This is a genomic window from Acidobacteriota bacterium, from assembly GCA_018001935.1.
Classification (GTDB): Bacteria; Acidobacteriota; JAAYUB01; order JAAYUB01; family JAAYUB01; genus JAGNHB01.
In genome coordinates, this window is record JAGNHB010000029.1 from 12,817 (window position 1) to 38,885 (window position 26,069).

General features: G+C 65.9%; 16 protein-coding genes and 1 pseudogene. 4 read left to right on the forward strand and 13 right to left on the reverse strand.

Going from position 1 to position 26,069, the window contains the following annotated elements; translation table 11 throughout:
• Nucleotides 1-63: 63 nt before the first annotated feature.
• The 10 genes from KA419_12000 to KA419_12045 all read right to left on the reverse strand — a co-directional run bounded on the left by KA419_12000 (nt 64) and on the right by KA419_12045 (nt 13,699).
• The gene (locus KA419_12000; GenBank protein MBP7866659.1) at nt 64-1,497 is read right to left on the reverse strand and encodes a PDZ domain-containing protein; all 1,434 of its coding nucleotides are present in this window, start codon (nt 1,495-1,497) and stop codon (nt 64-66) included.
• A 1-nt stretch (nt 1,498) separates the two neighbouring features.
• Nucleotides 1,499-2,125 carry a hypothetical protein gene (locus KA419_12005; GenBank protein ID MBP7866660.1) on the reverse strand — a complete coding sequence of 209 codons (627 nt, stop codon included), beginning with the start codon at nt 2,123-2,125 and terminating at the stop codon, nt 1,499-1,501.
• Nucleotides 2,122-2,757: a sigma-70 family RNA polymerase sigma factor gene (locus KA419_12010; protein ID MBP7866661.1), complete on the reverse strand. Its 636-nt coding sequence runs from the start codon at nt 2,755-2,757 to the stop codon at nt 2,122-2,124. Before KA419_12010 ends, KA419_12005 begins: the two co-directional genes overlap by 4 nt.
• An 84-nt stretch (nt 2,758-2,841) precedes the next feature.
• Nucleotides 2,842-4,632 (reverse strand): hypothetical protein, encoded by a 1,791-nt coding sequence (locus KA419_12015; GenBank protein MBP7866662.1) that lies wholly within the window; start codon nt 4,630-4,632, stop codon nt 2,842-2,844.
• 68 nt (nt 4,633-4,700) lie between these two features.
• Entirely contained in the window at nt 4,701-5,216 is a 516-nt protein-coding gene (locus KA419_12020) for a hypothetical protein (GenBank protein MBP7866663.1), read from the reverse strand.
• Between the two features lie 159 nt (nt 5,217-5,375).
• The gene (locus KA419_12025; protein ID MBP7866664.1) at nt 5,376-5,651 is read right to left on the reverse strand and encodes a YtxH domain-containing protein; all 276 of its coding nucleotides are present in this window, start codon (nt 5,649-5,651) and stop codon (nt 5,376-5,378) included.
• Nucleotides 5,652-5,817: 166 nt separating this feature from the next.
• Nucleotides 5,818-9,123, reverse strand: coding sequence for a hypothetical protein (locus tag KA419_12030; GenBank protein ID MBP7866665.1), 3,306 nt, complete (start codon nt 9,121-9,123; stop codon nt 5,818-5,820).
• Nucleotides 9,124-10,115: 992 nt separating this feature from the next.
• Entirely contained in the window at nt 10,116-11,891 is a 1,776-nt protein-coding gene (locus tag KA419_12035; GenBank protein MBP7866666.1) for a VCBS repeat-containing protein, read from the reverse strand.
• Between the two features lie 104 nt (nt 11,892-11,995).
• Nucleotides 11,996-13,084: an OmpA family protein gene (locus KA419_12040; protein ID MBP7866667.1), complete on the reverse strand. Its 1,089-nt coding sequence runs from the start codon at nt 13,082-13,084 to the stop codon at nt 11,996-11,998.
• Nucleotides 13,085-13,135: 51 nt separating this feature from the next.
• Nucleotides 13,136-13,699: an outer membrane beta-barrel domain-containing protein gene (locus KA419_12045; protein ID MBP7866668.1), complete on the reverse strand. Its 564-nt coding sequence runs from the start codon at nt 13,697-13,699 to the stop codon at nt 13,136-13,138.
• 459 nt (nt 13,700-14,158) lie between these two features.
• Here KA419_12045 and KA419_12050 point away from each other — a divergent pair, with 459 nt between their 5' ends.
• The 3 genes and pseudogenes from KA419_12050 to KA419_12060 all read left to right on the forward strand — a co-directional run bounded on the left by KA419_12050 (nt 14,159) and on the right by KA419_12060 (nt 19,800).
• A complete protein-coding gene (locus KA419_12050; GenBank protein MBP7866669.1) occupies nt 14,159-15,844 on the forward strand; it encodes a chloride channel protein in 1,686 nt (561 codons plus the stop codon).
• A 192-nt stretch (nt 15,845-16,036) separates the two neighbouring features.
• Nucleotides 16,037-16,576 (forward strand): annotated as a pseudogene (locus tag KA419_12055) (lamin tail domain-containing protein).
• 1,244 nt (nt 16,577-17,820) lie between these two features.
• Nucleotides 17,821-19,800 carry a VCBS repeat-containing protein gene (locus KA419_12060; protein MBP7866670.1) on the forward strand — a complete coding sequence of 660 codons (1,980 nt, stop codon included), beginning with the start codon at nt 17,821-17,823 and terminating at the stop codon, nt 19,798-19,800.
• A 441-nt stretch (nt 19,801-20,241) separates the two neighbouring features.
• Here the strand turns inward: KA419_12060 and KA419_12065 are convergent, their stop codons facing one another.
• Together KA419_12065 and KA419_12070 are read right to left on the reverse strand one after the other, a co-directional pair.
• The gene (locus KA419_12065) at nt 20,242-22,221 is read right to left on the reverse strand and encodes a GGDEF domain-containing protein (GenBank protein MBP7866671.1); all 1,980 of its coding nucleotides are present in this window, start codon (nt 22,219-22,221) and stop codon (nt 20,242-20,244) included.
• A 217-nt stretch (nt 22,222-22,438) separates the two neighbouring features.
• Nucleotides 22,439-22,780 carry an SH3 domain-containing protein gene (locus KA419_12070; protein ID MBP7866672.1) on the reverse strand — a complete coding sequence of 114 codons (342 nt, stop codon included), beginning with the start codon at nt 22,778-22,780 and terminating at the stop codon, nt 22,439-22,441.
• Nucleotides 22,781-23,299: 519 nt separating this feature from the next.
• On the opposite strand from KA419_12070, the gene KA419_12075 reads away from it, so the two are divergent.
• Entirely contained in the window at nt 23,300-24,904 is a 1,605-nt protein-coding gene (locus KA419_12075; GenBank protein ID MBP7866673.1) for an SUMF1/EgtB/PvdO family nonheme iron enzyme, read from the forward strand.
• An 814-nt stretch (nt 24,905-25,718) separates the two neighbouring features.
• Here the strand turns inward: KA419_12075 and KA419_12080 are convergent.
• Nucleotides 25,719-26,060, reverse strand: a complete 342-nt coding sequence (locus tag KA419_12080) for an SH3 domain-containing protein (protein MBP7866674.1) — start codon at nt 26,058-26,060, stop codon at nt 25,719-25,721.
• Nucleotides 26,061-26,069: the final 9 nt, after the last annotated feature.

Consider the following 26,069-nt stretch of genomic DNA (forward strand, 5'->3'; position numbering starts at 1 on the left):
CGGCCCAATTCCGGTTTTGCGTTCTTGTGTTTGAAATGGTCCTGTTTCCCGGCGGCGGGAGGGTCAGCGGGGGGCGGCGTGGACGTTCAGCTGGGCGCCGGCGCGGGAGACGAGCAGGGTGAGCGGTTCGCCCCGCCGGGCGGCGGCCACGATCCGCGACACGTCCTGCGGGCCCTGGATGAGGTTCCCGTCGATCTCCAGGAGGAGGTCGCCGGGCCGGATTCCCGCCTGTTCGGCGGGGGAGTTGGGCAGGACAAAGGACACCCGGGCGCCGGGGCTGTCCCCGGCCTTCGGGGCGCTCATGAAGATCCCGATGGAGGGTTTGCCCGACGGCCGCGCCTTGAAGCGGACGGACGAGGCGGGGGTCACGGCCGCCCCCTCGCTCCGGGCCGCCGGCTCCGAGGGCAGCAGGAAGGGGGTGGACGGGGCGTCGACGGCCGGGACCCGGGCGAGGGCCGTTTCCAGGTGCAGGGACTTCCCGCCGCGGACGGCCTCGAGCTTGACCGGGGTGTCGGGGGACATCCCCTGGATGACCTGGATGAACTCGCGGGTGGAGGACACCCGGTCCGAGTTGATCCGGAGGATGATGTCTCCCGGGACCATCCCGGCGGCCTGGGCCGGGGACCCCTCGGTGACCCCTTTCACGAGGACGCCCTGACCCGCCTTGCGGGGGAGGATGTCCTCGACGAAGACGCCGAGGTACCCCGACTGGATGTTCCCCCGGACCTGCAGCAACTTCCGGACACTGCGCTCCACCTGGGACCGGCGGATCATCGGCCACTCGGAAGGCGGGGCCATGGGGTTGGGCTGAGGCCGGCAGAAACCCCGGAACCCCCCGGAACTGTCGAACACCGGGAGCATCAGCGGGGGTGTGCCCTGGTCGGACAGCGCTTCCCAGTGAATCAACCCGTGAGACTCGTCGTCACGGGCCCGGCAGATCCGGAAGGTGTTCTCGCCCGGGACACAGACCCACCGGGTGTCGGACCCCTGGTCCGCCGGCGCCATCCGGACCGCGATCCCCGTCGGCGGGTAGGCTGGTTGCGGCTGGGCGGGCTCGGCCGTCATCAACCCGATCCGCTCGTCGATGCCGATGGGGACGTAGGGGACCTCGGATTCGGGGAGCAGGACCCGGACGTCGACGTTCTTCCCCGAAAATTCGCGCCAGAGCCACGACAGGCCGATGACCACCACCCGCCGGGGCGCGTCGAGCAGGACGCCCGGGAGCACCGCCTCGCGCCGGACGAAGAAGGACTCCGAGTTGTCGAGGATGGAGTTCTCGAGGCGGAAGGGGTGGTTGCAGGCCGCTCCGCCCGCGGGGCACGGTTGGCGGAAATCGGCGACGGTGCGGATCAGGCGGACCGGGACCACCGGAAAGACGGTCTCTTCAGCGGGGCCGGCGACGGCTGCCCCGAAGACGGACAGGGCGACGAGGGCGGCGGGGAAAAACCCCGCCCTCCGCGGGCCGCGCCGGCAGGTCTTCAGAAGGAGGGAAAACATGTCAGTAACTCACTTCCCGGATGTACTGGGCCTCCAGCTCGCGGAGGTTCTGAATGCGGTAGGAGGCCGGCATCTCGATCACGATGGTGTCGCCCGAGTCCACGTTGTGCGACAGGAGCCGAACCTGGTCCTTGGCGGGCTTGCGGGTCACGGTGGCGGGCAGGGGGATCTCCACGGGACGGGTCTCGGCCAGGACGTTGTCCACCGGGCGGAGCGGGGCGGGCGGGGTGACCGGGCGGAAGACGTGGGTCGGCGGGGCAGGGGACGCCGCCGCCGAGGGGGAGAGGGGCGCCGGCCCCGTGGACCGGGTCCCCACGAGCACGGTGAGGAGGATGACCAGGACCGCGGAGGCGGCGATGGCCGCGTACTTCACCCAGGTCGTCCCCCGGCGGGGCGCGCGGGTTTCGGGAGCGGCGGCCAGTCGGAACCGGAGTTCGTCCTCGAAGCCGGCGGGCGCCTCCACCGCGGGGAGTTGCCCGATGGCCCGGGAAAGGGCGGCCTCCTCCCGGGCGAAGCGGGCGCACCCGGGGCAGTGCCGGAGGTGGTCGCGGACCTCGGGCCGGGCGAGGATTTCGTCCCGGAATTCGGGGGTGCAGGCGATCCATCGCTGAAGTGCTCGGCAGTTCATACAGCCTCACCTCCGCGGAAGTAAGGAAGGAGCCGCTCCTTCAGGTAACCCCTGGCGCGGAAAAGCTTGGACTTGAGGGTCCCCACCTTGATGCCCGTCACCTTGCAGATCTCCTCCAGGGGCATGTGGGCAATCTCCTTGAGGATGAATATCTGTTTCTGCTGGGGATCGAGGGAGTCGATGGCGGCGCCCAGGCGGCGGGCGGTCTCCCCGCCGAGAAGGGCTTCCTCGGGGTTCCCGGAGGCCTCGGCCTCGACGATGCGGTTCCGGGAATCCTCCTCCCCGTCCCGGAGCGTCTCCGACTCGAGCACCAGGGCGGGGCGGCGCTTGCGCCTGCGCATTTCGTCGATGGCCGTGTTGGTGGCGATCTTGTAGATCCAGGTCGAGAATTTGAGGTTGCCGTCGTAACGTTCCATGTTCCGATAAACCTTCAGAAAGACGTCCTGCGACAGGTCCACCGCGAGGTCGTAGTTGCCCAGGAGTCGGTAGAGGTAGTTCACCATCGGGTTCTTGTACCGGGAGACGATCTCGTAGAAAGCGTCTTCCGACCCGTTCCGGGCCTTGAGCATGAGGGCGTTGTCTTCGAGCGCCCCGTTCCGCGTTGGCGTCGCCTGTTGATCCAATCGTTTCAATCCTGTTCTCATGGCTCCATTTCCGTTTCCCCCGCGGTGGCCTTCCCGTTTGCCTACTACGACGAACAGGGGAAGCGGTTCCCGTCAATCGGCAATTTCCAGCCAGCTGAACCAGAGGGGATGGCGGCGCTTGTACCAGAGCAGGACGTCCCGCAGCCGCGCCTGGTTGGGGAGGGAGATCACCTCGGGGGGGATCTTGTCGAAGTGGATGCGAATGTTCTCGTCGCCCAGGAATTCCAGGGCCTCGGCACAGAGCGTCTGGAGTTCGTTCCGGATCCGCCCGGAATCGGAGATGCGGACGGCGCGGGACTGGTAGTCCTCCCCCGCCAGGAACCGGATCAGCAGCGGGTTGAAGACCAGCCGGCTCTGGTCGAAGGTCTCCATCAGGCGCAGGGTGAAGGTGATCCGCTTGTCGCCCCGGGGGGCGGCCAGCCGCACGGTGACCCGCAGGATGCCGGGAGCGACGCATTCCACGCCGGGGGCGCCCGAGTAGGGGTCCGGGCACATGTAACCGCTGACCGCCAGAACGTCCCAGGCCTTTTCCGGGAAGAAGTCGTCCGCCTGGATGGTGAACTTGTGGAGCGGCAACCCGGCATCGGCGGCGTCCCGGATCATCCGGGTGTAATTGGCCGCGGCGTCGTCGGTCACAGGGTTGCCGACCACTTTCTCGAGCTTCTGCTTGAAGTCCGCGACGTCGGGGTTGAGTCCCATCACGAACTGCTCCCGGTGATGGGGCAGGTCGAACCGGGAGGAGAAAATGGCCAGCGAGGCCTCCAGGCCCAGCATGGGCGCCAGAGAGGCGGCCTGCATGGCTTCCGCCGAGGCGGCGTAACCGTCGCAGAGGAACACGTGGGGGTTCCCGTCGTCGTCTTTCCAGTCGCCGATCAGGTAGGTGGGGGCGTAAGTCCCGGACTCGGTGAAGGCCGCCATCCCCGTCGGCAGGACCCAACCGTCGTCGATCACGTGGACGCCGAGCGCCTGCCACTCTTTCCAGAGGTCGCCGATCCGCGGCTCCCGGCTCTTCCCCCGGAGGGTCCAGACGTGGACGTTCCCGCTGGCCAGGCCGGGGTAGGTCATCCGGAGGGCCTTGAGCACCAGTTCCCGCGGGGTCCGGAAGTTGAGGAGAATGGCCTGGTCGGAAGCGTTCTGCACCACCTTCCGCGGCAGGAAGAGGTTCCCCATGTACCCTTCGTAGGGTTTCGTGATGCGCAGCGGCTGGTTGAAGACGTGGAGGACGGTCAGCGGGCCAGCGGGGGCTCCCTTGGCGAAGAGCGAGGTGTTCTCGAGGGTGTCGATGGCCGTTCCCCAGACGGTGATGCCCGCCTGCTTGATCTCCCCGTAGAAATCCTCCCAGGTGTAGCTGTCGTGGTTGAGGAGCCGGAGGACGCGTTTGTCGAGCCAGCGGGCGACGGACGGCCGGGCGTAGACCCGGCCGAAGCCGAGCTGCGGGTTGGAGCCCATCTCCGGGGTCTCGCCGCCCTTGGGCATCAGCCCCTCCCCGAGGCAGACCATGATGGCGTGGTTTTCGGGGAGCTGCCTCGAAAGGTACCAGAGGCTCTCGCTCATGGCGTAGGCGGAAATGGCGTCGGCGTCCTTCTTGACCTGGTTGAGACCGGCCTTGTCGAGGTCGCGCCCCTCGCCGTATCGCCCGAAGAGCTTGGTCCCGAGGGCGGTGACGGCGCCGGTCACGGCGAAGAGCCGCTCCATGTTCCCGTCGAGAAACGAGATCTCCTTGGTGAACTCCTTGGCCGGCTTGCCGCGGATCCACTGGATGTCCAGGTCTTCCAGCCACAGGTGGAAGCGGCCGAGGATGGGCCGGGTGTCGAAGGCCCACTGGGCGATGGTGTCCTTTTGGTCCTGGATGGATTCGATCATGGCTCCTCCATAAAAAAACAGCCCCGGGGGGGGCCGTCGAACGCGGATGACCGGGTTTTAACGGTCCGTCAAAGGTACATCTCCTCGCTTTCGGCGAACTTCTCGCGGTCACGGTGGGGGCGTTCGCCCCGCAGATAGCCCAGGGCGGCCTTCACGCCCCGGAAGACCGACGAGATCTCCCGGACGGGGTTGAGGATCGTGGTGGTGACGAGGTCCATGATCATCTCGGAACGCTTCACGACTTCCGTCACCATCCCGTCGATCTTCGTGGTCTGCTGGTGAACCATCTGGGTGGTCTCGCCCACGTAGTCGGCCACCTGCTCCGTGGTGCGGCGCGAGATCTCGACGATCCGCTTCACCTCGATGCTGATGTCCACCAGTTGTTCACCGATGGGCTGGATGGTCTTGGTGAAGCGCTGGACGTCGGCGACGACTTCCTGAACGCGGGGTTCGACGGTCCGAACCAGTTTCTGGACGGTGTCCGCCGTCGCGGTCAGTTTCGCCGCCAATCGCCACACCACAACGCCCACCACGGCGAGAATGAGGGTCTGGAAACAGATCAATGCGACAATCGCCCATTCCATGATGTCACTCCGTGTTTTCTGGCGCCGGTGCCTCCCCGGGTTTGCGCCGGGAAAGCATCGTCCTGTTCGAAGAATCGACCGGCGGAACTCCGGTTTCCCTCGAAAACCGGGCTGCCCCTCACCCTCAACGGGCGGTTGCGGGGGAGGCCCGTGGTTCGCCTACTCCTCCTTCGGGGCCTTGGTCTGCTTCTCTTCCCGGTAAGCCTGCTTGCCGGCCTGGATGGCGTGGGAAATCATCTCCTTCTCATGGACGACCTTGTCCTTGCCCTTGTGGTACATGTCCTTGATGCCTTCCCGGACGTCTTTCACCTTGCCGACGATGAACTCACGGGTTTCCTGGCCCGAGCGGGGCGCGAAGAGCAGCGCGACGGTGGCGCCGATGGATGCGCCGATCAGGAAATACATTGCCCGGTCTCCCCACCTTCTGTCTTCCATGTGAACCTCCTGAGAAATAGGTTTTTCAACGGTGGATGTTAGCAGAAATCCGCGGCCGCGTAAACAGAAAAACAGGTGGAGGTAAAAAGGCGGGGTGCCGCACCCGGGCCCTCCGGTGCGACACCCCTTGTGCGATCAGGCCGTTACGCTTCAAACCGGCGGAAGGTCAGTAGGCCCCTCCCGAGAAGTTGACCGAATTCTGCACGGTCCAGGCGGTGGCTGCGTTGCCCATGTAAACGTCCTTGACGAAGCCTGTCCCGTCCAGCAGCCACAGGGACATGTCGCCGGAGGCGAGGTTCCGCCACAGGATCCCCGCATTGCCGTTGCCGGCGAAGTCCCCCACGCCCACGCAGGTCCACGTGCCCGCCGCGCAGGGCCCGAAGCTGGCGGTGCCCTTGATGCCGGTCTCGTCGACGTACCAGACGTCGATCATGCCGGTGGAGGTGCTGCGGAAGAGGATGTCGGCCCGGCGGTCCCAGTCGCAGTCCGCGATCCCGAGCATGGCGTAGTCGGTGGGCTTGTTGCCGAGCGAGAGGCTCCCGCTGGGGCCGGAGGCGTTGTTGTACTGGACATACACGTCGCCGGTGCCGGAGTTCCGCATGACGTTGTCGGCGAAGCCGTCCCCGTTGAGGTCGCCGGCGCCCATGTACTTCCAGGTCGTGTCGATGTTCCCGCCCAGGTAGCCGATGCCGGTGCGCCCGGTGGCGTCGCAGTACCAGACGGACATCAGGCCCGTGGTGACGTCGATCCACAGGATGTCGGCCTTCCGGTCGCCGTTGCAGTCGCCAACCCCGACGATCCTCCAGTCGGTGGACGACACGGTCCCCACGTAAACGTCGGTGGAATGCCCGATGGGGGCGGTGAGCCAGAAGATGACGTCGCGGGTGCTCCCGCGCTGCCAGAGCAGGTCGTTGAAGCCGTCCCCGTTGAAGTCGCCGATCCCCTTGATCATCCAGTCGTAGGGGGCCAGCATGACGTCCATGGAGGCCTTGACGTTCACGGGGCCGCCGAGGTAGCCCGCCCCGCTGTACCCGTCCTCGGACATGTACCACACGGTGAGGGACCCGTCGGAGTAGTTGCGCATCACGACGTCCATTGAGCAGTCGCCGTTCATGTCGATGGGAGGACGGTAATCCGTCCACTTGGCCAGGCGCGCGGAGGGGGTGATGCCCGCCTTGACGAAGGCGCCGCCGAAGAGGACGCCGTCCGGCAGGGACACGGCGGTGTAGGCCCAGTACTCCAACCCGCTCCCGAGGGGCAGCCAGACGCTGCCGTTCCACTTGGCCACGTAGTAGTTGTAGTAGTAGTCGGTCTCCGTGAACTGCCCGCCCACGTAGATCTCGCCGTTGTACTTGGTGATGGCCATGACGTAGCCGTTGGCGGAAGTGAAGCCGGTCCCGAAGGCGGACCAGGCCGTCCCGTTCCACCTGGCGATGTACCCGCAGGTGGTGCCGCCGGCCGTGGTGAAGTAGCCGCCGGCGATCACATCGGTCCCGTCGAGGTAGAGCGCCCGCACCTGGTTGTTCATGCCGGTCCCCAGGGCGGACCACGCGCTCCCGTTGTACTTGGCGATGTAAGCGGTGTTGGCCACCCCGTTGAAGGTGGTGAAGGAGCCGCCCACGTAGGCGGTGGTGCCGGTGACGGCGAGGGCGTAGACACCGCCGGTGTTGGGGCCGGTGCCGAAGGGGGTGGTGCTCCAGGCGGAGCCGTCCCACTGGGCGATGCGGTTGGGGGTCGTGAAGGTTCCGCCCACCCAGATGTTGGAGCCGTACTTGGCCAGGGCGTACCCCGTGTTGTTGCTCAGGCCGGTGCCCATCGTGTTCCAGTTGGCGCCGTCCCACCGGGCGATGCGGTTGGCCGCCGCCCCGCCGGCGGAGGTGAAGGAGCCGGTGGCATAGACGTTGGTCCCGTCCACCAGGATGGCCCAGACGCTGGAGTTGACGCCGGCCCCCAGGGCGGACCAGGCGGTGCCGTTCCACTTGGCGATGCAGAGGGCGTTGACGTCGCCGATCATGGTGAAGAAACCGCCGACGTAGAGGTTGGAGCCGTCCACGGCGAGGCTGTAGATCGTCCCGTTGCACCCGCGGCCGCCGAAGGTGGTCTCCATGGAGGACCAGGTGCCGCCGGTGGGGCTGTACTTGCCGATGCGGTTGCAGTTGACGCCGCCGGCCTGCATGAAGTTGCCGCCCATGAAGACGCTGGTGCCGTCGGTGGCCGCGCCGTACGTGGTGCTGAGCATGCCGCCCAGGGAGGACCAGGCGGTGCCGTTCCACCTGGCGGAGTAATTGACCGCGGTGCCGCCCGCCGACGTGAAGGATCCGCAGGCGTACAGGTCGGTGCCGATGGTGGTGATGCCCCAGACCGTTCCGCTGCATCCGGTCCCGAAGTGGCTCCAGGTGGCGCCGTCCCACTTGGCGATCCGGGTGGCGCTGTTGTCGGCGCCTGCATTGGTGAAGTTGCCGCCGGCGTAGAGATTTCCGCTCGCGTCACAGGTCAGGGAGTAGACGGCGTTGTTCATCCCGGTTTTGGCGCCATCGACCAGGCCGACCCAGTCTCCCGCCACGGTGCTCCACTGGGCGATGTAGTTCAGGGTCGTGCTCCCGGAGTTCAGGAACCACCCCCCGACATAAATGGTCCCCATGATGTTCGTGGCGAAGGCCATGACTTCGTCGTCCAGGGCCCCCAGGGCGGACCAGGTGGTGCCGTTCCACCTGGCGGCGAAGGGGGCGGCCACTCCGCCGGCGTTCGCGAAGTAACCGCCGACGTAAACGTCCGTGCCCGTGGCGAGTACGGCGTTGCAGTAGTCATCGGTGCCGGTCCCCAGCGCGGACCAGGAGGTCCCGTTCCACCGGGCCACGTTGTTGGCGGCCACGGTCCCGGCGTGGTCGAACTGCCCGGCCACGTAGACGTCGGACCCGTTCACGGAGATGGAGTTGATCATCCCGTAGCGCCCCCCGCTCAGGGTGACGCCGCCGCCCATGGCGGACCAGGTGGTGCCGTTCCATTTGGCGACCCCGTTCACCAGGATGCCGTTCACGTATGAAAAGGCGCCCCCGATGTAGAGGGTCCCGCCGGAACCCGCGGCGACGGCGAACACGCCGTAGTCGCAGCCCTTGAACGCGTACTGGGTGCTCCAGTTGTCGTCGCCCGGGAAGAGGATGGCGGCGTTGCGGGTGGGGGGCTTCGGCGCCTGCTGCTCCCGCTGCTTCCGGGCGAGGGTGCGGAAGTCGAAGCCCTCCGGGTTCTCGGGAAGGAACCGGGGCTGGTTGTTCTCGTCCAGGACCATCCGGTACCCTGTCGGGTCAAAAGACCCCTGGAGATCGGGCTGAAGGCTGACGGATCCATCCTTGTTCAAAACGGTGGAGAGGGAAGGCAGGGCTGTGTCCCCGGCGCAGAGGAAGGCGGAATTCGCGGTCAGAAGAAGGAAGAGACCGCAAACCAGGATCCCGGTTGCTCGCCAACGCTTGTTCATCCACGACCTCCTGATATTGGAAAAATAAGAGCAGAATATGCTTTGGTTGCGGCGTCGGTTGCACCCACGCCCGTTTGCCTTGACCCCGCCATAATCCCCCCGGGCTTGACTGGCCTACAGAAAATGAAGCTTTGACGCCCCCGCAAAAAGTCTTTTATGCCCGCGAATCACGCGAATGAACGCGAATCAGAAATCAACAATCAATAGATATTATTCGTGTTATAAATTCGCGTATATTCGTGTTATTCGCGGGAAATCTCCCTTTCGCGACTTTTTGCGGGGTCATCAAGCTTTGATTTTTATAGACGAAAACGGGAGGAAAAGCAAGGGAAAACGTGATGACGGCGGGAGGCGGGGTGGGCGGGAAGCGAGGCAGGCTGCAGGTTCTCGTCGCTTACAGAGTGATCGTTTTTGTCAAATTGAGCAACACGCGGTGAGCCCGCAAGAAGCCCGGATTCGGATCTCACAGGCACGGGGAAGGCGGGTTGTTCCCGGCCGGAACTCCACGGAAGGCCGCACCCGGAGAGGCCGGGCCGCGGAGCGCGACCCCGATGCCACTCGCGCAGGGAAGACGGGACGATCGCTCGAAACACCCGCCAGGAGGGGGAGCAGCGGCCTGTTCGGTCTTTCTTTGCGAGCTTGGCGCCTTGGCGAGAGACAATCCGGATCCTGATCTCGCGAAGGCGCAAAGTACGCAAAGAAATCCAGGCAGCCCTCGGATGCGGCCCGGGGGCATGAAAGCGCGCCATCACCAAGTTCCGCGCCTCCGGGAGAAAGCTTCCAGAAGGTCTCTCACAGAGGCACAGAGGCACAGAGCACGGTCAACAGAGCGAACGCCGCCTCCTTCCTCCTGTCTCCCAACCAAGGCCTCCTGAGGGCTGTCTCCCCCTCCTGGTTTCTGGCTTCTGAATTCTGGATTCTGAATTCTGGATTCTGAATTCTGGATTCTGAATTCTGGATTCTGAATTCTTCTTTCGTGTATCTTGTTGTTGCTATTCCGGTTTGTCGGGTTTGGGCTGCGGGTCCGGAGGGTTTCCGTTCGAGGGCGTTTCCAGGACAAACTCGCGGAGGTTCCCGTCCCGGTCGCCCACCACGACGCGAATCCGGTCCCCCTCGAGGAACGCGGCCGGGGAAGCGTTCTCCCGGAAACGGGGAAACGCGGCCTCGTGTTCCGTGAACTCCCCGATGCGCCCGCCGGTCCTCCGGGCCGAGAAGGTGCGGACCTGGCCGTCCTGCTGGCCCAGGAACAGCCACACGGCGTCCGGGGTTTCCAGGAAGGCGGGGACGGCGAAACCGCCCCTGGATTTTATCCGGGACAACTCCTCGTGGGGGGTCTGCACCCAGACGGGCCCGGCCTTCCGCTTCTTCTTCGATGTGCGCTCCGCTTCCCGCAAGGAGAAGACATTCAGCGTGCCGTACTGGTCGCCCACCACCAACTCCGGTTCCCCGTCGCCGTCCAGGTCCATGGCGGACGGGGTGGCGTGCCCCGGGACCCTGGCCCCGTCGGGGAACCCCGCGAAGCGCGCCCAGGGGCCGCTCCCCGCATTCGCCGGCCCCGAGAAGGCGTGGACCCTCCCGCTCCCGTCGCCGACGAGGATGAGGCGTCTGCCCTTCCAGGACACTTCGCAGGGCCTGCTGTACCCCGGGACCCGAGGCGAGGCGGCGTCGGCGGGTTGCTCCGCCCAGGGCCCGTCCGCCCCCTCCTTCCGCAGCCACGTCAGTGCGCCGTCCTGGTCCCCCAGGAGAAGGTCGACCCCGCCGTCCCGGGCCACGGCGGCCGGTGCGCAGGAGGGTCGAAACCGCACCCCCGGCCGGACCAGCTCCCGGTCGGCCGACCACCGGCGGTACTCCGGGCCGTCGGACCGCCAGACCGCCAGGTTCCCGTCCGAGTCGGCCACCAGGAGTTCGAGGAGCCCGTCCCCGTCCAGGTCGCCGAAAGCCGGGGACGGGAAGGAGCTTGCCGGGAGGGAGGGCAGGAGGGGGATCACGGACGCGCGCGTCCCGCTGCGCCGGACGCAGAAGAGACGGACTTTGCCCGTCGAGATGCCGACCGCGAGGAAGCCCGCCCCGTCCAGCCGCGCGCCCGTGGGGGAGGCGTACTTGCCGGAAGGGGCCCACAGACCCGCCGGAAGGCCGGTTTTTTCGAACAGGAAGTCCTTTTTCTGCCGGAAAGCCCGGAGGACCCCCTCCGAGTTGCCCACCAGGACCTCGGGCTTGCCGTCCAGGTCCACGTCCGCCAGGGCCGGGGCCGCGTCGTCGCCCACGTCGTCGGGCAGTTCACCCGCCAGTTCCCAGCGAGGCCGGTCAGTTCCCGGGACGTTCCGGAACAACAGGACCCGTCCCGAGACCTTCGAGAAACCCCCGGTGCCCACCAGGAGGTCGAGGCGCCCGTCCCCGTCCAGGTCCCCGAGAGCGGGGGCCGAGAAGGCGTTGGCCCTCACCCCGTCCGCCCACCCCGGGAGTTCCTTCCAGCGGCGATCGGGCCCCGGCGTGTAAACGGAGACCGTCCCGTCCTTGGCCCCGGTGACCAGTTCCGGCCGTCCGTCGCCGTCCAGGTCGCCCAAGGCGATTTTCAGAAAGGGGATTGCGGGGAGGCCGATCCGGTGCGTCCGGTCCGCCGTGATCTCCCGGAACCGGAGGACGCTTTGGGCGGGTGTGGGGCTCGAGCCGGCCGGGGCGGCGCCGGGACCGACTGCGGAGGCGAACAGGCAAACGAGGACGGCGAACCGGCGGGCACGGGACGCCATTGCCGAGAAGATCCCTATCATGCGCAAAACGTCGCTCCCATGTTGCAGTTGGGGGGAAATCCCTGAAGGCATGAAAAAAAACGGCAGGGACCCCGGGAGGGGCCCCTGCGCGGCGAACGGTCCGGTTACTGAACGACGATCTCGAAATGGACCCGGCGGTTGAACTTGGCCTCTTCGGAATCCTTGTTTGCGGCCGTGGGGACTTCCGGGCGGGCCAGGCGGGTCTCGCCGTAGGCCATGCTGGAGAGGCGGGATTCCGGGATGCCGCCTTCCTGGACCAGGAATTCCATGACGGCCTGGGCCCGGCGTTCGCTGAGCCGCTGGTTGTACTTCTCGGAACCATGGGCGCAGGTGTGGCCCTCGATCCGGACCTTGATGCCCGGGTTTTCCTTCATCACGCCGATGTTCTTGCGGAGGATGTCCTTGGCTTCGTCGGTCAGGGTGGACTTGTCGAAAGCGAAGTGGACGTCTTCCAGGATGATGGGCTTGGGCTCGGGCTTGGGCGCCGGCGGCGGCGGGGGAGGCGGCGGCTCGGGCTTGGGCTCGGGTTTGGGCTCGGGCTTCGGCGGGGGAGGCGGCGGCGGCGGCTCGGGCTTGGGCTCGGGCTTGGGCGCCGGCGGCGGCGGGGGAGGCGGCGGCGGCTCGGGGCTTTCCAGGTCGCCGAAACCGAAGACCAGGCCGGCAGTGAGCAGCAGGTTGTGCCGGGTGCTGGAGAAGACGATGGCGTCCCGGACATCCGCGCGGAAAGCGATGTTCTTGCTCAACCAGACCTTGACGCCCCCGCCGATCTCGGCCGTGAACTTGTTCAGGGAGTCGGTGACGTTGGGCGTGAAGTGGGCGATGCCCATCCCGCCGTAGAAGAAAGGATTGACCTTCTCCTTGGGGATGAGGTGGTACAGCACGCCGCCGCCGAAGGTGTAACCCTTCGTGGTCTGGTTCGGCCAACCGAACTGGTTGTCCTCCACGGGAATGAGGAGGGGGTCCCGGACGTCGGCGTTCAAATAGCCGAACTGGCCTTCGACGGCCACGTGGTCGGTGAAAGCGTAGGAGAACCGTCCGCCTGCGATGTAGGACGACTCGAGGTTGGTGCCGTCCGAGAAGCGGAGGAAACCGACGTAGGGTGAAAACTCGATGCGGCCGTCGTTCACCTGGGCGACGGCGAAATAGCCGGCCGCGATGAGGACGATCAGCAGGATCAACGAACGCCTAACCATGACTACCTCCTGATGGAATAATCTCTCCCCTCAATTCCCTTTCGCTGCGCTTCACAGGTCGCCGAAACCGAAAACCAGCCCGGCGGTGAGGACCAGGTTGTGCCGGGTGCTGGAGAAAATGATGGCGTCCCGGATGTCCGCACGGAAGGCGATGTTCTTGTTCAGCCAGATCTTGACGCCGCCGCCGAACTCCGCCATGAACTTGTTCACGGAGTCGGTGACGTTGGGTATGAAGTGGGCGATGCCCATCCCGGCGTAGACGAAGGGGTTGACCTTCTCCTTGGGGAGGAAGTGATACAGCACCCCGCCCCCGAAGGTGACGCCCTTCGTGGTCTGGTCCGGCCAGCCGAACTGGTTGTCCTCCAGCGGGACCTGGAGGGGGTTCCGGACGTCGGCGTTGAGGTAGCCGAACTGCCCCTCCACCGCCACGTGGTCGGTGAAGGCATACGAGAAGCGTCCCCCCGAGATGTAGGTCGATTCAAGGTTGGTGCTGTCCTGGAAGCGGATGAACCCGACGTAGGCCGAAGCTTCGATGCGGCCGTCGTTTTCCTCCGCGGCTGCGAAGAAACCACAAACAAGCAGGATGCTCAGGATGATCAGCGAGCGTCGCAACATGGAAACCTCCAGAAGGTGAATGGGCCCCTCGCCAAAAGACTTCGTGGTTCGTCGCTGCCGGAGGGGCGTGCGCGCAGAAAGAACCCTTTGAGTGGGATGATATAACTTGCATAGGTCTAAATCAAGCTGATTTTTCCGGGGAATCGGGATCGGAACACGGGCCCTCCATCCGGACCCTTGCGGGAGGGAGTGATTCCCCGGGCGCTTCGCGGGGCCCCGTCCGCTGGCTTTTCCCGACGGATCGGTGCACCACCCGGTTTCCCGGTCCACAAATCATGCCCCGGCCCATTCATTCCGATGTATGATGGCGATCGGTGAGCCGATGAAGACGACCATTCCCCCCATCGGAAAGGCTTGGGTTTCCCGGACGATTCCCGCCGGTTTCGTGAGACCGCACGGGACCCCTGTCGGTCCGGGATCTTCGGCCGGGCCACCGCCCGGCCGACGGCGGTGTGCGTTATGAGCCGCTTTCCCTCCCCCGACAACCCGGCGGTCCGACGCCTGGGGCCGCTGGTTCTCGCCATCCTCCTGGGCGTGGGCGTGGGTTTTGTGGCCGCGGGGTACCGGGAGGCCATCGAAATCACGGCCCGCGGCTTTCGGAAAGTGTTCTCGACCCTCCCGCTTTTCCTCGGCTTCCTGATGCCCGTGGCGGGGGCGGGCGCCCTGGTCCTCTTCCTGGCCGGTCTCCGGTCCTGGGTCGGAGAGTATGTTCCCGCCATCATCGAGTCGTCCATCCGGTCCCGCTTCATCCGGGTGAAGGATGCCCTCGTCTGTTTCGTGACCTCCGTCCTCACGCTCGGCTCCGGCGGTTCCGCCGGTCCCGAGGGCCCCATGGCCTTCGTGGGCGCCGCCGCCGGGTCTCTCGTCGGGAAAGGAGCGAAGTCCGACCCCCACCACACCCGGATCCTCCTGGCCGCCGGCGCCGCGGCAGGGATCGGCGCCGTCTTCAACGCCCCCCTCGCCGGGGTCCTGTTCGGCCTGGAACTGATCCTGCTCAACGATCTCACCCTCTCCGCCGTCACCCCGGTCCTCCTGGCCGCGGCGGCCGCTTCCTCCGTGACCCGATGGCTCTCCGGGGACAGCCCTGCGTTCCAGGTGCCCCCCTTCGTCCTGAAAAATCCCCTCGAGTTGTTCACCTACGCGGTCCTGGGCGTGGCGGCCGGCCTGGTGTCCTCCCTGTTCTGCCGGGTCATGGCCACGGTCCGGGAAATTTTCGAGAGGCTCCCGTTCTCCCGGTTGCACCCCCTGGTCGGGGCCGCGGGGGTTGGGTTGATCCTTCTGGCAGTGCCCCAGGCGGGAGGTTTTGGGCACGACGTCATCGACGACGTGCTTCGGGTCGAGTTCGCCCTGCCCGTCATGGGGCTGGTCTGTCTGACGAAGATCGTGGCCACGGCGCTCACCCTGCAGTCGGGGAATTCCGGGGGGATCTTCGCCCCATCCCTGCTGATCGGGGCGTCCCTCGGCGCCCTGGTGGGCGGGCTGCAGCAGGGGTTGATCCCGGGGCTGGGGACCCAGGGGGCCTACGCCACCGTGGGGATGGCCGCCGTGCTCTCCGGGACGATCCACGCCCCCCTGACCGCCGTGGTGCTGATCTTCGAACTCACCCGGGACTACAGCGTCATGCTCCCCCTGATGACGGCCACGGTCCTCTCCACCGCCGTGGCGTTCGGGACCGGCTCGGATTCCCTCTACATTGCCCCCCTGGCGCGGTGGCGGATCAATTTCCGGCGGAACCGGGACCTCGGGGCCATGGCCGAGGTCAAGGCGGGGGACCTGATGCGGCGGCGTTTTCCCCTGATTCGGCTGGACGACCCGCCTGTGGCGATCCTGAAAACCTGGAGGGACTGCCGTGACCCCCGGATCGTCTGCCTCGGGCCCGACGGGGCGCTGGCGGGGTTTCTCTCCCGCGACATGCTTCACCTCGTCGGCGCCGTACCCCTGTCGGAACTGGTCCGGCCCTTCAGGCGGACGGTCGGACCCGACCTTCCGTTCTACGAGACCCTCGAAGCGCTCCGGGCCGGCGAGGACCTTCTCCCCGTCGTGGACGCGTCGGGAAAGGTGGAGGGCGTCATCACCCACCGCATCTTCTTCGACCGCTTTCTCCCCCTCCTCCGCGTCTTTTCCGCCCGGCGAAGCGGTTTGTGAGGGCCGGGCGGAGCTTTTGCAACAGAATTGGCTTGCCATCGCTGTTGTGGGCCACTACAATAGTGGACAGGTCTTCAACGGCCGGCATGCAAGAAATCAATTTCACGGGAGGAAGACATGATAAGCACATCAACACGCGTCCAAACGGGCAGGGGCCCTTGGTTCCTGGTCGTCCTGCTGGTCATCGGGCTCATGTCCTGCTGGTCCGCGGCGGTATCGACGACCGTCGTGATCAGCCAGGTCTACGGCGGCGGCGGGAACTCCGGTGCGCCCTGGAAGAACGATTTCATCGAGCTTTACAACCTGGGCACCACGACCGTGGATCTCACCGGGTGGTCGGTGCAGTGGACTTCCGCGACGGGAACGTCGTGGTCGGTGACGACCTTGTCCGGCAGCATCAATCCCGGGCAATACTACCTCATTCAGGAGGCCGCCGGCTCCGGGGCTGCACCCGCGCTGCCCACACCCGATGCTACGGGGACCTTCACGATGGGAGGGACCAGTGGCAAGATCGCCTTGTCCAACGCCACGACAGCGCTGACCGGGGCCTGTCCCTCCGGCGCGGCGGTGATTGATCTCGTCGGTTACGGGACGACCGCGAATTGCTATGAAGGCACCGGGCCGACAGCGGCCCCGTCGAACACGACCTCCGTGATCCGGAAGACCGGGGGCTGTACGGAAACCGACAACAACGCCTCCGACTTCGAAACAACGACGCCGATTCCCCGGAACACCGGCTATGCGTATTGGACCTGCACCTGCCTGACGGGCAACCACCCGGCGGCCGAGTTCGACATCAACTACACCAACTTCACCAGCGACATCCTCTGGCGTCACGCCACCAGCGGCGAGCTCAGCGCCTGGTACATGAGCGGCGCGGGAACGGTCGGCAGCGTCACCCCCGGCGTCGTCCCCAACCCGCCCTGGCAGATCGTCGGCGCCGCCGACTTCAGCGCCGACGGCAACTGCGACCTCCTTTTCCGCAATGAGAACACCGGCGACGTGGTGATCTGGAACCTAAATCCCCTCGGCTTTGCCACCCAGCTCTACCTCGGGCCCGTGGACCTGTCCTTCACCGTCGTGGGGACGGGTGACGCGGACGGCGACTGTTACGCGGACATCTACTGGAAGAACGGTACCAACGTGTCCCTGTGGCTGTTGAACGCCACCGGCGTCAAGAGTGCCGTCAACGTGGCCGATGTCGGCTCCATCGACTGGAAGGTGGAGGGCGTCGCCGACTTCAACGGCGACCAGCGGAAGGACGTCCTCTGGCGCACGGTGTCCACAGGAGACCTCTCCATCTGGCACGTGGGCGCGGCCGGCTACCTTTCGGCCACCTCCCCCGGCAACGTCGACGTGGCCTGGCAGATCGTCGGCCTCGGGGACGTGAACGGCGACCGGAAAGCGGACATCTTCTGGTACAACGCCACCCTCCGGAACCTCGACGCCTGGTACCAGACCATCTACGGCGTCTGGACCTCCGTGAACCTGGGCACCCTGCCCAACGACGACTGGAGCGTGGACGCCATCGGCGACTTCAACGGCAACGGGAAGAGCGACGTCTTACTCCGCAACATCAACACCGGCGAAATTTCCGTCTGGCTCTGCACGGAAGCCGGCCACGTCGGCGACATGGCCATGGGCGTCGTGGACCTTGGCTGGCGGGTCCAGAACGGCGTGATCTTCGCCGGAGGGATGTAGGCTTTAACCTGCACACCGTCCGCGCAAAACCCAACCCGCCGCCCGGCCCCGGGCGGCGGGTTTTTTCTTGCCCGCCCCCGTGAGGAGCTGCACCGGTTCGCGGCTGTCCTGACGCGTTGTCCCCGGTTTTTCATCGTGGGGTCAAGGTCCGGCCCCGGGGGCGTCGGCGAGGCCCACGCTCGGAGCACTCCCTTCACATTCGCCGTGAAATCGTGGTACACTCCCTTCGTACGCTTTCTCCGTCCCGCACACTTCTTTCCGGCAAGGAGGCCCCCATGGAAACGAGACCGAGTTCGACCGGCTCCCGGACCCCCACCCTTCGGAGGCTGCCGCGATTCTCCTTCCTGGTTCTCGCGCTGACGGCCGCCTGCGGCGCATCGAGCCTGCCGGCACAGGCCTGGGTGGACATCACCGGCCCGGACGGGGTGTGCCCGGGGGAGAGCGCAACGCTGGACGCGGGGCCGGGTTACGCCTCCTACGCGTGGAGCACGGGGGAGAGCACCCAGACCATCGAAGTGTACCCGGCGTACCCCGGCGAGACCTACACCGTCACCGTGACCGACGGCGAGGGGAACCCGGCCTCGGACGACCACTGGGTGGGGGTTTACGATTCCCCCGCGCCGGACGTCACGGGGCCGGACCACCTGTGCCTGGGCGAGGTCATCACGCTGGACGCGGGGGCGGGCTACACCTCCTACCTGTGGTCCCCGGGGGGCGAGACCACCCAGACCATCGACGTCTCGCCCGGGGTCGACACCTCTTACTCCGTGACCGTCTCCGACGCGAACGGCTGCACCGGGACCGCACCGGATTTCCTGGTGACGGTCTGGGACTACCCCGGAGCGGACATCCTGGGGCCCTTCGAGATGTGCCAGGGGGACACCATCACGCTGACCGCCTGGCCGGACGGCTGCGAGTATTACTGGAGCACGGGGGAAACCAACCAGAGCATCGACATCTCACCGGCATCCTCCGAGTATTACTCCGTGACCGTCTCGAACCCCGGCGGCTGCGAGTCGACCTACAACGACTACCTGGTCACCGTCTACGAAACCAACGCCATCACGGGGCAGCCGGAGGCGGTCACCGTCCAGTCGGGCGATGCGGCCACGCTGAGCGTGACGGCCGTGGGGGACTCCCTCGTCTACCAGTGGTACCGGGGTCTCAGCGGGGACATGTCCGTCCCCGTGAGCGATAACTCGTCGTTCCTGACCACCGACCCCCTGACGGACACGACCCCCTTCTGGGTCCAGGTTCAGGGCAACTGCGGGCCGGAGGTCGCGTCCGACACCGCCTGGGTGACGGTCCGGCAGACGCCGAACCATACCGCCGACGACTTCAACGGCGACGGGATCGCCGATGTTCTCTGGCGGAACGACACCGGCGGCGTCCTGACGGCCTGGCTGACGGGCGACGGGGGCGCGGTGACGGACCTCTTCCTGGGCCTCACGGGAGGCACCGGCTGGCAGGTGAAGGGGACGGGCGACTTCGACGGGGACGGCCGGTGCGACATCCTGTGGCGCGACGTTTCCACGGGGGGGCTGTCGCTGTGGCTCCTCGGCCCGTCCGGCGTGGCTTCTTCCCCCTCGCCCGGGTCGGTGGACACCGCCTGGGTCACCCAGGGGACCGGCGACGTGAACGGCGACGGGAAGACGGACCTCTTCTGGCGCAACGACGCTCTGGGCCTGCTGAGCCTCTGGTTCCTGGACGGCGGGACCGTCACGGGTTCGGTCCTCGTCGGGACCGTCGCGACGACCGACTGGCAGGTGATCGGGGTGGCCGACTTCAACGGCGACGGGAAGACGGACCTCCTCTGGCGCCACGTCCCCACGGGGGCAATGTCCCTCTGGTTCCTGAACGCGGCGGGGGTCTTCACCGGCGACCTGTCCCCCGGCACGGTGGACCCGGCGTGGCGGATCACGGGGCTCGGCGACCTGGACCGGGACGGCTGCGCGGACATCTTCTGGCGGCATGCCGCGACAGGGACCCTGTCGGCCTGGCTGATGAGCGGGACCGGGATCAAGGGGGACGTCTACGTGGGCGAACTGGGAGACCCGGACTGGAAGGTGGCCGGTACCGGCGACTTCAACCAGGACGGGCACGCGGACCTGCTCTGGCGGCACGCGCCGTCGGGGACCCTGGCGTACTGGTACCTCTCGCAGCTGGGCTTCGTGGGGACGGCGTCCCCCGGGGCGGTGGACCTGTCCTGGCTGACCCAGAACCACGTGAACCTGAACGGATTCCCCGCCGGCTAATCTCCTGTATCTCTTCGGGATACGGGATCGTGTCAACACTTTTCGGGCGATTCGCCGCATGATTTGACACCGTCGGGAAGCCGCCGCCTTGAGCCCTGCCGATGGAAAGGTATGCCGGCTGCCGGCGCACCGTCGGAAGGGGAAAGCCGTGTGGAGTGCGGCGCGGAGGCTGCCGAAGCGCCGCTTTCGAACCAGCCGACAAGGAGGCGCGCAGGCTTCCGGAACGCCGTCGGAAGGGGTTTACGCCTGCCGCGGGGGCAACGGTGTCGCCCGGCCAGCGGCACCGAGGCAATGCACCTGAATCCCGGAAAAGGGCGAGATTCCCGCGCTGCGCCGGAAGCCTGCGCGGCGCAGGCAAAGCGGCGCTCTGTCGGAACTCCGCACCGCACTCCACCTGATCCAGACCCCGCCGGCAAAGCCTCCGGACCTACAGCCTACAGCCTACAGCCTTTCCCCTACTGCGACCTGATTCCGGCCCGCCTGTTTGCCCCGGTAGAGCGCTTCATCGGCGCGCCGGACGCAACCCTCGAAATCGCTGTCAGCTTCGAAGGGCGCGACGCCCAGGGTCATGGTCACTTTCAGATCCTGCTCCTGGAAGGAACAGGCCATCGATTCGATCTCCCCGCGGAAGCGCTCGGCCACCGCAGCGGCCCCTTCCCGGTCCGTTTCGGGGAGCAGCCAGATGAATTCCTCTCCGCCCCAGCGCCCGGCCAGGTCCTGCTTCCGCAGGAACCGCCGCATGGTCCGTGCGATCTCCTTAAGCACGTGGTCACCGCAGGCGTGCCCGTGTCGGTCGTTGAACTCCTTGAAGTGGTCGATGTCGCCGATGACCACGGCGAACGGGTGCTGGTGTCGCTGGAACCGGCCGATCTCCTTCTGGGCCGCCTCCTGGATATAGCGCCGGTTGAAAAGCCCGGTGAGAGGGTCCGTCCTGGCCGCCGTCTCCAGCTTCCGGTTGGCCTCTTCCAGTTCCCGGTTGATCCGGCTGATGGTGCGGGCGTCGTGTGCCTTCCGCCGGTACCGGTTGAGCACCAGGAAAACGAGTCCGACCGCCGCCGCCAGCCCGCCGAGGGTCGTGGTCCTGAGCATCCGGCTTCGCTCGAGTTCGAGGTCCTGGATCGCACGGTCTTTCTTCAGCAGCTCAACTTCACGGGCTTTCTTGTCGATCTCGTAGTTGGCTCGCATGTCCGAGAAGTTCTTGCGCTTCTCACTGTTGACGATCTCCTCCTGGATCTGGTCAACCTGCTTGTGGTAACTCAGGGCCTGGCGGAAGTCGCCTTCGCGTTCACTGATCTCGGAGAGCGTCTGGCAGCAGTCACGGACCAGGTCCCGGGCCATGATGGCCCTGGCCAGGGCCAGGGCCTGGTCGGCGGACTCGCGGGCTTCGGCGAAGCGCCCCAGCTTGCTGTAGGAGCTCCCCATGTTGGTCAGACTCGCGGCCAGAAGCCACTGGTCGCCCACTTTCCGGCTGGTGGCCATGCACTGTTTGAAGAGTTCGAGGGCTTTCGCCGGGAAGTCCTGTCGGTCGTAGACCGCACCGATGTTGCACTGGGAGACGGCGACCCCCTGTTCTGATCCCAGTTCGCTCTCCATGACCCTCACTTTCTCGAAAAATACCAGGGCCTGAGGGTAGTCGCCCTTCTCGAAGTGGAGTGCACCGATGTTGTTGTAGATGTTCGACAGAAGGCGTTGGGCAGCGGGGTCGACCAGGGAGAGGGCGCGATTGTAGCTCCGGAGAGCGGCGGAGTAGTTCCGGGACTTCAGGTGGAGCGTGCCGATGTTATTGTGGGTGGAGGCCTCGTTCGCGTGGTCTCCCATTTCCTCGAAAATTCGCAGGGACTTCAGGAAGAAGTCGTAGGACTTGTCGTAGTCGCCGAGGTTGTCGTAGATCTTCCCGTAGACGGTGTACACGTCCGCCAGTCGTTCGTGCCGGCCGAGGTTCGTGAACCAGGTCCTCGCCAGGTTGCAGCAGTCGATCGCCTGGGAGTATTTGCCCTGTCGCGCCAGCATCGTGCCCACGATGAGCTGGCCCTGCGCATAGGCGGCCGGGTCATTGTTGGAACGGGCCAGTTCCAGGATCCTGTATCCATACCGCAGCGCGGCGTTGAAATCACCCAGGTTCTCCTGGGCGCCGGCGGCGATCCGCAGCAGCCGGACCTCCACGGCCCGGTCCGGGAACAAGCGGAGCAGGGACAGGGCCTCGACCGAGAACTCCAGCGATTGGCGCGGATTTTCCATCTTGAGCCCTTCCGCCAGTTCGATCAGCGGAGGGAGCCGGTCCTTTCCCGTCGCACCGGCAAGCTTCTCCCTGAGGGACACGAACCCGTCCGCGCCTGGCAGCGAACCGGCGAAGAAGAGGAAAACCCAGGAGATGATCCGGAGTGCTCCCAATTGCCCTTTCCGGTAAACTGGGTGGTTCACCTGCCCTCCCGGCCGGTCGCTCCAAGGGAATCACGGCTCACGAATCGATCCGGCCCGCCGGGACCTGGGGCGGCCCCACCGGGCTTCCGTCCAGGGACAGCGGCTTTTCACCGAGGCAACCATGGAGCATTCATGCTTGGAAAATAGACGGAAAGGGGGACGATGTCAAGCCCCATCCCTTTCCTGGATGCGATACCGACCCCGTTGGGGGATGGAATCAAACAGGAGAAGTGGCGCGGACGGGGACCCAGCCGGTGCGGCCACGGGCGTCGCGGACCACGTACCAGCCGGACTCCTCCTCGAGGACCTCGAGGGTTTCGCCGGGATCGACGTCCAGTTCCCGGGACGAATAATCCCGGGTCAGGCGGGCCGTGTCGCCGTCGCGGGCGAGGTACGCCACGGGGACCCAGGCGGTGACGCCGGCGGGGTTTTCGGACCAGAGCCAGCCCTCCCACTCCGTGGGGCGCTCTTCAACGCGCAGCGTGTCTCCAGCCCGGGCGACCAGGGGCTCGCCGGGGTCGGGGCGGTGGGACCTCGTGACGGTGCATTTCTCGGGCATGGGGACCTCCAGGAAGGCAGAAGACAGGAGTTGCCGGGCCCTCCCCTGGGACCGGACGGGGAAAGCGCCATCGGCGCGGTGGACATCCTGCCCCGGGCGCTATCGAACCACAAAGAACGCAAAGGATATCAGGAACACAGAGACCGGTAGCCTGTGCGCCGTTGTCGGAGCGCCGAGCGTCGACGCCGAACGGGTCGAACAGAAGAGAGCGGGGGACGCGCGAGGCGCCGTTGTGAATTGTCGTCCCGGTCCGCCGGGACGACAATTCACGCTTCCCACGGCCGCCGCTCGACGAACGCGCGGAGGCGCCGGACGCAGTGTTCCTTCCCCACAGGCGGCGGGATTTTCGTTTTCGCACTGTGGCGTCGCTCTGAGCCGCTTCACTTCCGTGAAGCTCAGGCCTCAACCGGCATGACGGTCTAGAGTTGGACAAAAATATTGACCCGGCTCCCTTTGCGCGTTAGAATAACCCTCAGCAAGACCCTCATCGCTTCAACGAAAGGCCAAGGAGGTTTCATCATGCGCAAAGGTTACATGATAATGGCGTTTTGTCTTTGCTTGTCCGGTTGCACGGCGGCCGTGGTCGACTGCTGGTGCCCGCAGGTCACCAACGTCTTGGGGTGGAAGACGGAGCTGGCCTTTTACAACCCCGGGACCCGGATCGCAAATGCCTTCGTGATGCGATACAATGCGGACGGGGTTCTCCAGGGCGACTTCCTGATCATCCCCGTCCCGCCCCTGGCGTGGGCGAGCGTGCCTTCCGCCGACATGAGCTACAACGGGACGGCGCGGGTGACGTCCGACCGCCTCCTGAAGGTGAAGGCGGCCTTCCAGTCGGGCACTTCGCCGAGCCTGTGCGAGATCTTCCTGACGAGCGAGCGTTGCCGGGAGTGGATCCTCCCCAACTCGGTGCGGTCCTGGATGGACTACACGGGCATCTCCATGGTGAACCCCGGGGCCGACCCGGTCCTGGTTGAACTGGAAGCCTGGATGGGGGGCGTACGGGTGGGAACGACCCAGGTGACCTTGGGTGCCGGAGACCAGTACGTGCGCCTCAGCAACGAGATCTGGGAGGGGATCGAATACACCGAGTTCGACACGTTCCGCATCCGGTGCGGGACCCCGCTCCCCGCACCCATCGGGATCACCGGGAACTATTCGGGGGACCGGCACCTGTTTTTCGGCGGGCAGCCGCTTCAGGACCCGGAGGAACCGGTGGACGACGAGGCGGACCCGCCGGCCGGCGACCAGGTCTTCTACGACCCCATCGTCGGGGTTCTCCGCTTCGTTCCGCCGGGGAACTTCACGCAGGGGTCGTCGGTCAACGAGCCCTGCCGGTCGGCGGACGAAGCCCAGTTCTCGCACACGCTGACGTACAAGCTGGCGGTGATGGAGACGGAGTTGTCTTATGGCGATTGGTTATACCTGCATAACCTCCAACCGACATTGCCGGCAAAAAGCATAGACTATCTTTCGTGGCCGGTGGAATGTTCATGGTACGAAGCGGTGTTGTACGCCAACCTGTTGTCGAAACAGAACAGTCTAAAGCCCTGCTACTATATCGATCCGGCGTTTATATCACCCCTGTCGGCGGCCAACTACACCACCGGGATCTGTTATTGCGACTGGAACGCTGACGGGTTCCGGCTGCCGACGGAAGGAGAGTGGGAATACTTGTGCCGGGCGGGGACGACGACGCCCTTCTGGATCCCGGAGCCGAACTACACCGCGGAGAGATGTGGTGATATCAATGCAGACTATGATGCCTACGACCAACTGGAGACGGCTGCGTATTTCTTTGGAAACTGGCTTCCGGGTACACATGGTATATCGGTTTATGGACTTGCCGTGAACCCCTGGAACCTTCACCTCGTTCACGGGAACGCCGAGGAGTGGTGCTGGGACGAGTACGCAGCCTACCCGACCGGACCGGCGACAGACTACCGTTGTGAATATGTGCAGAGTTTCAGCCGTATTCTCCGGGGCGGGTATTACACGTCGAGGGCCAAGGATTGTCGTTCCGCCAGGCGGGCACACCGTGATCCGGGGGAAATCTCCGGAGGTGTGCGTTTGGTCCGCTCCCTCGGGCGCGTGCCCCAGAAAGGCGGGGGCACTGGGAAATAAAGCGCACAGGACGGTCGCTTTCCTGCGACTCGGAACTGTTCCCCGGAACGGTTGACGCCCCGTAAAAAATCCTTCTCTCTCACAGAGGCACTGAGGCACGGAGAAATGCAAATCGTATTTCAAAGAATTAGCAGCCGGTGGGCGCTCCGCCGGAGGCGATGCTCCCACCGGGAAACCGGTCCGGTTGACGGGCCGCGCACCGGAGGCGGCGCCTGTATCGTTCGTGGATTTCCGGCACCCCTCCGGGGTGCGGCGGGTCTAACGGGCTCCTACCGGTGGGAGTTCGCCCCTCCGGGGGAACTCCCACCGGCTAATCTCTTCGATCCCTTCGGGATAGGAGATCCGTGGGCGTTGTTTCAAGAGACCTTTGAAATGACCAATCACGAAGACACCACAGAACAGGGAACCCCGACAGGGTTTGGGCCAACCTGGAGCGTCGAGGCTTTCCAGAAGCAAATACACAACACATTTAAGAAGAAGATGTTGCGAAACATGGTTTCTGATCGATGGGACGGCTACCCCGCCGCCCTCGCGATAAACATGTCCCTGACGGGGTGAGGGCGCAGCGGTGATCGGCTCCCGATGGCGGTAAACCCGCCCGGGGGACCCGTCTCCTCGACCGTCTCCCCCGGCCCGTCAAGAAGCCGGATGCACGGAGAATCCCGGAAAGCTTCGACGCTTTTCCCGGGACGTCGCCCGGTAAACGTGGCCTCGGAAGGCAACCGGAATCGATAATATGTTGGTAAAAACGCAGCCGTTAAAGAGCCTACAGCCCACAGTCTCTGCCCGACTGCGACCCCGACGGATGACGGGATCAGGCCGGACGGGTGACGCGGACGGGGACCCAGCCGGTGCGGCCTCGGGCGTCGCGGACCACGTACCAGCCCGACTCCTCCTCGAGGACCTCGAGGGTTTCGCCGGGATCGACGTCCAGTTCCCGGGACGAATAATCCCGGGTCAGGCGGGCCGTGTCGCCGTCGCGGGCGAGGTACGCCACGGGGACCCAGGCGGTGACGCCGGCGGGGTTTTCGGACCAGAGCCAGCCCTCCCACTCCGTGGGGCGCTCTTCAACGCGCAGGGTGTCTCCAGCCCGGGCGACCAGGGGCTCGCCGGGGTCGGGGCGGTGGGGGGAGGTGACGAGGCAATGGGGATGCAAGGGAACCTC